The organism is Spirochaetota bacterium, assembly GCA_038043445.1.
Classification (GTDB): Bacteria; Spirochaetota; Brachyspiria; order Brachyspirales; family JACRPF01; genus JBBTBY01.
The window spans coordinates 44,011-54,501 of sequence record JBBTBY010000008.1; the positions used below are offsets into that span (position 1 = coordinate 44,011).

The following is a 10,491-nucleotide window of genomic DNA, read 5'->3' on the forward strand; positions in this document are numbered from 1 at the left end:
CGCTATCGTATTGCCGCGCTCGTAACCACAACATCTTTGGCCGCCAATGTCTTCGCGCGAACGGCAACCGTGCGTGATGCCCCCGGCAATAGATCGAAATAATCGTCATCGGGTACGGCACTGTCGGGAAGTTCCAGGTGCACCGCATGCGCGAACACATCGCTTGTCACGGTGACCGCATAGATGCCCTTCGCGGTTTTAACCGTCTTCACTGAAAGTTCCGGCTTTGTGAGCTTCATCTCACGAATATCCGCGGCACGGAGCGTCGCCGGGAGAATTTCGCTTTTACCTCTGATGCGCGCGAACCAGACCCCGTCCTTCGGGTCTTCCTTCCCGCGCTTGAACGAAGCGATGACCGTCCGCGATGATGCCTTCGCGATAAAGATCTTCGACCGAGCGGAGATACTTTTGCCGTCGAGCGTTGTGTACCCGAATTCGATATATCCTTTCACCGGTTCCAGGGTATCATTCGCCATGACGACAGTAATAACCCTCTTTTCTTCACGGAGGATAAGCCGACGATGCGCGAGTGCGCGTTTGACGAAATAGTACGATATCTTCCGCCTGAGATAATAATCGATGATGGTCCAGCCGAGCTCGCCCCAGCAATCCTCGTACATCCAGAAAAGCGCACCGTGACAGTTGCCCCGAAAGCGCATGGCCTCGAGGGAGTAGGAATACATGAGCCCCTGACAGAGGCCGCTGTAGAGAAAGTAATCGACGAGCGGCATGCCGTCCGTATCGCGATAGTGCTTTTGTATCCCCGCGAGCACGGTGTCCTTCTCGAACGTGTTCGTGTGATGCTTCCACACATCGCCCGTTATGTCGATGTCGTTCGTGTCGAGGTAGTCCTCCGTGGAGCGTTTGCTGCACGCGCCGATATATCCGTACTCCGAAACGAAAGGCGATGTGCATGCGTCATATTCTTCCGGCGTGATACGCTTCATCATATCCTTGTTCATCATGCAATCGCCCCAATGATGGCGGTCGCCGATGCTCGGCGAATTGGGCGAATCGGCGCCGCCGTAGGGCGAACCGTTCCAGTAGGGAATGTCGGGGGAATAGGCGCGCACGGCGTCCGGGAGAATGTGATTATAGATATACGCCCCGCTTTGTGTTCTATCCTTCCACCAGTCGCAGAACCCCCAGTTGTTCTCATTGTTACCCGACCACACAGCCATACAGGGATGATGGCGCAGGCGCTCGATCTGATATTTCGCTTCAAGCTCGACCTCGCGTCGGAACCATTCGAGATGATCGGGATACGGCGCGCAGGCGAACATGAAATCGTGCCAGACGAGAATGCCCGCACGGTCGCATTCGTCGTAGAATGCTTCGCGCTCGTAGAGGCCGCCGCCCCAGATACGGAGCATGGTGAAATTCGCCTCGGCCGCTTCGCGTACGAGCGTATGGTATCGTTCGTCGCTCACGCGGGCGTAGATCGCGTCCGCCGGTATCCAGTTCGCACCCTTGCAGAACATCTTCACGCCGTTCACTTCGAATGCGAATGTGTTCACGTCGAGCAGCTTGATGGATCGAACGCCGAAGCACTTTTCCATCCGTTCATGCTTTTTTCCGCCGATGAGAAGCGCCGCTTCGACGGTATAGAGGTGCTGTTCGCCCATACCGTTAGGCCACCAGAGCTTTGGGCGTTTCAGCGGCACGTCGAACGTGATGACGGTGTTCCCTGAATGCACGAGCACCGCGCGCTTCATCGATATTTTTTCCGCTTTCACATCGCTTTTTTCGCCGCGAATGAAAAGCGAAAGTTCGGCATCGAGCGTGCGGTAAAAATGCATGCCTTCGACGGCAACATCGACGATAACCGATATATCGTCGCCGTGCCGCTGTGATCGCACATGTATGTCGCGAAGCGCCGCTGACTTCAATACCTGGAGCGTAACGTCGCCGGCGATGGCGGTGGTGGCAAGCCGCGGGCTCCAGTCCCAGCCGAAACTGTACTGCGGTTTGCGTACGAAGGGACGCCGCGCATCTCCGCGTTCGGGACGCCCGTTGCCGGCTTCCGTTCCTGCGCGGATCGCCATCCCGATCATATCGTCCTCGGTGATATTCTCCACGCCGGCGGAAAGCCGTACGAGAAGGACATTTCCCGCAGGCTTAAGCACGGGTTTTACATCGCATACAAAAGGGCGAAATGCGTTCACATGCCTGCCGATGATGACGCCATTGAGGAAAATGACCGCGTTCGAATCGAGACCGTTCATCGAAAGCTCGACGGCATCCGCATCCGCGTATCCGTTCGGCGCATCGAATGTTCTCTTGTACCACCACGAGCGTTCCTCGGTCCAGGCACACTCACGGCTCTGAACGCCGGTAAGCGGCTCCGTTATCTTCCCCGCACTGATAAGTCCCTGATGTATGTCACCCGGCACCGGTGAGGAGATCCAATCCGACTTTGCGAGTACGGCATCCGCGTTCGTTATATCGAGATCTATCGGCTCGTCGGTTATCTCCCACATGCCGTTCAAGGAAATAGTGCTCACATCGCCCTCCGGGTCGCCGTTTGCATCAATATAGCATCCGTGCGGTATTCGGGAAATACCCCTTCCTGCAAAATGGATATACCTGCCCGCAACGGCGCATCAGGATGCGGCTATTCCGTTTTCTCCATGCAATTACCATTTTGTGCATGGCGCATTCAGGGACAGTATACTATACTGGATGGAATTCTCCCGCGGGGGTTCTGTTATGAACACAAGAAGTTTCACGATGCTTATCGTTTCGACGATGACCGCTCTTTCGGTGTACGCCCAGGCGAAGCCCGAGGTCGAATTTCTCTTCAACGGCGATCTTAAGAACACCGGCACACTCGGCGGCGAGGGGAAATTCCTCAATCCGGTGACGGGGGAAGAGGCGTGTTTCGGCGAAGGCATGAATATTCGCTGTCTCGATGTGACACGGACGAAAGGCGGATCAGCGGAGAAAGCGAGCGATCACGGCGGGGCGGTGATCATTACGGCAAAGGGTATTGACGGCGCGAAGTCGCTTTCAGTGAGCGGCGTCATCTACGCTGCGACAAAGGATGATCTTCCCCGGCGCATCGTGTCGGTGAGCCCGCTCCTGCAGGTGTATGTACAGAGCGGGGGCATGGTGTGTGCGGTGGCGAACGCGAAGAATGAGACGAAGTGGTTCGGCGCGAAGATGATCGCAGAAGTGAATAAACCGATATTCTTCACCATAGTCGTTGACAGCGAGAAGGACACGGTCACGGCATATCAACTGCAGAGAGGTGCGCTGGTAAAGACCGCTTCCGAGGGGGCGCTGCCTGTGGACGCGAAGGTCATCGGCGGGTATATCGAGATAGGCAATATGAACAAACAGCGCCCATTCAAGGGTTTCATCGATAATATCCGTATATTCACAAGTGCGCTCGCTGAGGGCGATATCAATGCGGTCATGACCGCGGACAGATCATCGCTTGTTCTTCCCTCGCCGGGCATTGTCGAAGCAAAGGATGCTCCCGAAAGGAAAGCGGATGCCGGTAAGAAAGCGCTCCCGCCGCTCGAGAACGGCGTGCTTGTCGATCCGGACAAGAGCAGCAAGATGCCGCCGTGGAAGATACAGATAGTGCGCGAGGGTGTGCGCGGGAATGTACTGCCGGCTGTCGACGGTAATTCCTTTGTCACAAAACTCAACTATTCATTCGTGCCGAATGCCGCCAACAATGTCTATATCAAACTCGTTCGCGGAATGCCTACCGGCGTCGACGATTCATCCGGGCTCACGTTCTCATACTTTGCCGCGGACCCGAAAATAACCTGCTTCGTCAGACTGTCGGACAACACGGGGCAGACGCATCAGCATACACTGAAGATACCCGCTGCCGGCTGGCAGAAGGTCTCTCTTGCATTCGATAAAACGGTGTTCACCGATTGCTGGGGCGGCGACGGCAGCGGCGCGATAAAATTCCCCGTACGTTCGCTGTCCATTGATATTTACAAGGGGTCGGCAGACTCGCCGGACGGGACATTTCAGATAAAAGAGACCATGATCCATACGTTCTCATTCAATCCTCATGCCGTGTTCGGTATTGCCATCGAGAACGATCTGCCGAGCGGCGTTGCGTTCGTCGGGGAGCGTGCCGTGTATCGTGTGTCGGTCATGAACCGCCGCTCGCTTGCCATCAACACCGAACTCGTGGTGAAAAGTATCGCCGACGATAAGACCGTGAATGAGCGTCGTTTCCCGCTGTCGTTCAAGGGTCTCGGCGAGACGATAACGAAAGAGATACTCTTCCCTACCGACGTGCCGCGGTTCTTCGGCATAAGCGCATATCTTGCTATCGAAGGGATAAAAGCCGGACGTACGCGCTCGGGCTTGAGCGTGGTGAATAAGATCGCCAGTTACGGAAAGGACGACCCGAAAAGTTTTTTTGGTTCCATGCATGTTCACGAGGATCCGCATGCGCTCGACCGCATCGGCTGTAAGAATTACCGCGAGTTCTACTGGTTCCTGCCGTGGACGTCGAAGGATGCATCAAAGTACGATTTTTCAGAGCTCGATAAGCGTATCGATTCAGCGCGCGAACGCGGCATTGGTGTTGTTATCTGTCCCGAAGTGAATTTCCAGTATATACCCACGAACTGGGGCATGAAGGAAATGAGCGACATCATGAAGCCTGAAATAATGGAGATATACCGCGCCCATATTCGTGTCGCGACCGAGCGCTACAAGGGGAAGATCGCCGGCATCGAGGTGCAGAACGAACCGAACAATGAGATCTGCCATGTGCCGGGGTATACGATAGAAAAGGGCGCCGAGATATATGCCGCGATGATAAAGGCTGCGCACGAGGAGATACGAAGTGTTGCGCCGAACATGCCGATACTTGCGCTCGATGTAAGCGGACGCGATTTTCATACGTTCGCGGGCGCCGATCCGGAAAAAGTACCCGGCGATTTCAAATTCACAAAAGCGGTGCTTCCGCTCACGAAAGGGATGTTCGACATCAATTCCGCCCATCCGTATTCGCATAACCGCATCATACGACAGAACGGCAAGGTGCAATTCCCCGAGGAGATGGACTTGCGCGGGAAATTCATACTGCTCGGCGATCTCATGGAACAGCACGGTTTTCCGCGGCGCATATGGACCACGGAGATTGGATATTCCATTCTCGGCGATATCGACCCGCCGGACGATATGACGACGCAGTATGCCGCCATCGTGGGGCAGGGATTGGCGATATGCAAATCGGTGCCCGGTCTGGAAAAATGCTATTGGTTCATCACGCATTATCATAATCCGACCGGGGACGATTACGGGCTGTTCCACTGTAACCTGCCGCAGCGGGCGGCGGTCGGCCATGAATGTCCGGACACGCTTTTTCCGACGCCGATGGCGAGCACATTCGCCGCCTCCGCGTATATGCTGCATGACTCCTCGTTCGTACGCGAAGTAACGTGCAATGACACTGTATCGGCCTGGCGATTCGACAGGAATGACGGGAAGTCGGTCGTTGCGTTCTGGTCGAAAAAGGACGGCGAATTCATTCTCTCGATGACAGCGCCGACTTCGACGGAAGCGGTGAACAGCGTCGGGAGGCGTATCGCAGGCGGAGCGACGCTTTCACTCGGTTACAACAGGCTGCCCTTGTATGTTACATCGCCGAAAAAGGACGCCGATGCGCTTGAGAAAGCGTTCGCATCGGCAAAGGTCATCGCGGCCGAGCCGCTTATGGTGAGGAAAGTATATCTTTCGGATGACAGAACGGTTACCGCGGTGGTGGAGAACACTGTCGGGCGGCCTGTCGACGGCGTATTCGAGGCCGGCGGGAAACGCATGACGAGAACATTCACCGTGTCCGGCGAGGATACGGTTTCCGTTGCGCTTCCGTCAGCCGTAACGCGCGGCGATACGCTTTCGCTTGCCGTCTCTGCTGAGATAATGAAAAAATCGTTCGTTGTGCCTACCGATCTTGTAACGGTCGGGTATATCGCGACGCCGAGAATAGACGGCACGCTCGATGAGACGAAAATGCTCACCCCTGTCACCCTCGATAATCGCAATTTCCTCTATCCGCCTGATGCGCCGTGGAAAGGAACGAATGATCTTTCCGTTGAGGCGTATATCGGCTGGAATGACGATGGCCTGTATTTCGCGGCTCGCGTGCGCGATGACGTGCATGCGGCGCCGTTCGACGGCCCGAAAGAGTCGTGGAAATCCGACAGCATTCAGCTCGCGATCGACCGAAGCGGCGATTCGATGAACGCATACAATGACGATGACCGTGAGGTAGGACTTGTCATAGGCGAGCATGGCGCAAGCGCATCGCTCTATATCGTCGGGAAATACTGGGGCGAACTGAAAGCGGAGACAGCGGGGAAACATGCCGATGGAGTGACCGTCTATGAAGCACTGCTCCCGTGGAACGCGCTTAAGCTCGATGCACCGAAAGCGGGCACGGTCATGGGGATAAACTTCATCGTCAACGAAAATGACGGCCTCGGGCGAATGTCGTGGATGGGATTCACCCCCGGCATCGGTGAGGCGAAAGCACCGATAAATTACAAGCCGTTCCACTTCGTTCGGTAGGGGAACGCCGGGAGTGGCAGCTATAGCCCTGTTCCGACTTGTCCCGAAAATTTCTTTATTGTGCTGAAATCGGCAAGATCGGAAAAAGATAAGAAATACACGGATTGAGATAATGTGATTTTCTGATTATCGACTATACTAATATTCATGAAGTATTTCAAATATAATGCGACTGCCCCTGTGCATGTCGCCCTGTTGCGATCGATATTCTTCTGCCTGTTGCCGACCATGCTTTTCACCGTTCCGATCGCGCACTGGTCGTTGGACGAGAGAAGCGGAGAATCGTATCTTGACGCGATTGGCGGACTTACGGCGGTCACGGTGAACGCATCGGCATCCGCCGGGGTGACGGGAAATGGATTGTCGTTCTCCGGCACAAATTCATACGCCGAGATCAGTATAACGCGTACTCTGGAAAGTTTCAGCTTTTCCGTGTGGGTGCGGCCGCGTACCATACCGCAGGCGGAAGCGGGGATTTTCGGACGTCCCGGCCATCACAATATCCTCAGCTTCAGGCCGACAAAGCAGTTCGCTTTCCGCGGCTATACTGCCGATAAAAAGCAATTCGAAGCAGTATCAGAAAAAAAGTACGAACAGGGCGAATGGCATCATCTTATCGGTGTGTATAATAAAAGCTCTGCAACCGCCTTCCTTTTTATCGACGGGGAGCTGGCAGCTGCCGTGTCCGTGCCGGGCGCGCTTTTCACTTACGGCAATACGTTTTATGCGGGTTGCGGCAATCCGAAGAGCGAGCAGTATGCCGGATGGTTTGCCGGTGATGTGGACGATGTGCGTATGTATGACACGGCATTGACCGAAAGCGAAGCATCGGCGATATATGCGCACTACCGCGGCGGGGAAGCGTTACCTGACAATGGAATATTGGGCTATTGGAAATTTGACGAAACAGGCAGTTATGCGTTCGACAGTGCACTGTCAAACAGGACCGGACGTGCATTGAATACGGTATCAGTACCGGGGAAAACAGGTCAGGCATATCAATTCAACGGGAGCAATGCCGTCGTTTCTGTAGAGATACCGACGAAGCTCATGAGTCATACCTACGAGGCGTGGGTAAAGCCGTCGGCGCTGCCGAAGACAATGGCCGCTGTGATGGGCCGCCCCGGATATCATAATGCCATCGAGTATTCGCCGAAGAAGAAATTCATCTTCCGTATCAGCGACACCAAAAAGATCTCCTACGGTGTGACAAATGATGCGGTGTGCGAGGTCGGCGAGTGGTATCATGTCGCCGGCGTGTATGAACACGTTGCGCGGACACTGACGATCTATGTTAACGGCAATCCTGTCGCAGCGGAGCTTCCGCGCTTTGATATCTATGATTACCCCGGCGTGTTCAATATCGGCTGTGCAAAACCGGAAAGTGAAGTCGTCGCATTTTGGTTCAACGGTGTTATCGATGATGCGAAGGTGTATACGCGTCCGCTGACTGCTGATGAGATACGATCGCATTATCAGAACCCCGCCCTTCTCGCAGGACAGTATGGCGAAGAAGCGAAGAAGATCGTGAATGTTTCAACGCGGTACACCGCAGGCACGGCGCCGAAAATAGTCCCGCCGCCGATAACAAGCGCAGTGACCAATGCCATCGCCGCCCGTCCGATCGCCGCCGCGCATCTGTCGCGCAGAGATAACGGCGGAGTTGACCTTATCGTGAATGGGGATCTTCAGCCGCGCATGGCCGGCTATCAGGAAATGTTTTCTCCGGAAATAACCTATATGGATCCTTACCGGGAAGGCGGTGTTGAGATAATCGTTGTCAATGTGAATCTAGGGTATTCGGGCTCGAAAAAACCATTGTCGTATGGCTTCTGGGACGGCAAGGGAAAATACGATACTGCGGGCATCGAAGAAAACCTCTGGCATCCGCTGCGTTCCAATCCCAACGCGAAACTGATAATCCGTTTGTGGATAGATACCTATCCGCAGTGGGGATTTGAGAATCCCGACGATGTCATTCAGAACGGACGCGGCGAGAAAATGATAGTCAGTGGGCATTTTCTCCGGTTCAGCAACGTACCGCCGGTAAAACCTGAGCAGTATGCATGGTCATTCCTCTCGAAGCGTTTTCGGAAAGACACCGGAGATATGGTGAGCGCCTATATTCGAGCGGTGGAAAAAACGATACCCTCGCGGGCTATCATCGGCTATTTCGTCGGCGGCGGACAGGACCAGCAAATGTATCACTGGCATGCACCCGATGACTTTCTTTCCAAGGACCCGTATCTCTGGGGGGATTACAGCCCCGTTGCACGCACCGCCTGGCTTCACTGGGTAGAAAAAAAATATAAAGCCGTCGATGCATTATCACACGCATGGGGCATGAACATCACTTCCCTTGATGCTGTTTCACCGCCGCCCGCGGAGGATCTCGCGCTCGGCAACGGTTTTCACGACCCGCGTTCTGAACGACGTGCCATGGACTGGAAGCGATTTCACACCGAGAGCAGGCTTTCACTCATGGAATACCTTGTCGACACCGTGCGCAAGGCTTCAACAAGGAAGATCATCGTCGGCGTTGCCGGCAGCGGCGATTCGGGCCGGCGGGACCTGACCGTTGTGAGCGAACTGGTGCGCAATAAGAACATCGATTTTTTCTATCACCAGCCAACCTATGCTCAGCGGCTTCCGCCGTCGCTCGGCGGATTCAACGCATACCTTGATACGTATGCGCTTCACGGGAAATTCTTTTCAAGCGGCATGGACCATCCGACCTGGCTTGTCAAGGAATCGACATGGACATCGGGCGTCGTATCGCAGAACCCCACCATGCGCGGACATGCGAAGAATATCGAAGAGCTTCGCGCGATGTACCGACGCGAATATGCACATCTGCATGCGAGCGGGAGCATGTTCATATATCAGGCGCTGCTCGGGGGGCCGTGGCAGTATAACGATGAGCGTATCATCGACGAGATGAGATTTCTTTCGGAACTCGAGCGAACGCTTCCGCGTGCATCGGTGAAAACGCCCGTGCAGGATGTGGCGATCATTTACGATGAGCGTGCAGTCGATTACATCCGTGCCGACGCGAAATATCACGTACGCTGGGCGCGCAATGCACTCGATGAGGCGCTTGGATCGGGCGTCCCCTGCCGTACCTATTACGCCGAGGACATTCGCGACGATATAGTACCGCCGGTAAAAGTGATCGTGTTTATCAATCTGTACAATATCGACGAACGTCTTCGCGCGAGCATTGCGAAGCTTAAGGCAGACGGCCGTACGCTGGTATTTCTTCAGGGTACGGGCTACGAGCACTCTAGCGGCGGTAATGACACGATCGTGGATGAAACGATCGGTATGCATTTGACGACAATGAAAAATGCATCGCCCGCCATCCCGGTGAAAGAACACGCACTGCTGGGGAATAGAAGCTCTCGAAACCGCGATATGGCATTCAGTTCTGTTCACGTATCAGCGCCCATTCGTATCGAGAACAAAAAACAGCAGGAACTGCTCGATGCCATGGATACGAATACCGCGGTATGGAACGAAGTGGATGATTCATTCGGTGTCACATCGTCAGGGGATTTTGACATGCGCTCGATAGCGAAACTCGCTGCGCGCAATGATACCGGAGCGCTCATCCGTTGCCGGTTTTCGCTCGAGAAAGATGACACGGTCAACTTTTACGGCGGTGCTGATTATTACGCGAAATTCTACCTGAACGGCGAGGAGATCCTTGACCTAAGCAGACAGAGCGCATCGCCGCAGAAGTTCGCTACTCTTGTGACGCGAAGGCTTGCGCGCGGTGACTATGAAATTCTCATTCGCTTGGTGTCAGGCAGCGGCGGTTTCTGGGCGAGCATGCAGATGGACGCCGGGGGCGAGCCGAGGGAGTATTCGGCGGCAGCGTATTTCAACTTCGACACGCAGGAACAGATCGCGCGTGGTGTCGACGATGCATCCCCT

General features: G+C 54.8%; 3 protein-coding genes. 2 read left to right on the plus strand and 1 reads right to left on the minus strand.

Features of this window, described 5'->3' with window-relative positions:
• Positions 1-2: 2 nt before the first annotated feature.
• On the minus strand, positions 3-2,504 hold the full coding sequence (locus AABZ39_01445; GenBank protein MEK6793411.1) for a glycoside hydrolase family 2 protein: 2,502 nt from the start codon (positions 2,502-2,504) through the stop codon (positions 3-5).
• 205 nt (positions 2,505-2,709) lie between these two features.
• Here AABZ39_01445 and AABZ39_01450 point away from each other — a divergent pair, with 205 nt between their 5' ends.
• Together AABZ39_01450 and AABZ39_01455 are read left to right on the plus strand one after the other, a co-directional pair.
• The gene (locus AABZ39_01450; protein ID MEK6793412.1) at positions 2,710-6,555 is read left to right on the plus strand and encodes a sugar-binding protein; all 3,846 of its coding nucleotides are present in this window, start codon (positions 2,710-2,712) and stop codon (positions 6,553-6,555) included.
• A gap of 147 nt (positions 6,556-6,702) precedes the next feature.
• The coding region (locus AABZ39_01455) for a LamG-like jellyroll fold domain-containing protein (protein ID MEK6793413.1) at positions 6,703-10,491 on the plus strand (3,789 nt) is incomplete at its 3' end.

What these genes read in the sequence shown, in the direction of transcription:
- AABZ39_01450 (MEK6793412.1), top strand. Translation starts at nt 2,710, where the DNA reads ATGAACACAAGAAGTTTCACGATGCTTATCGTTTCGACGATGACCGCT.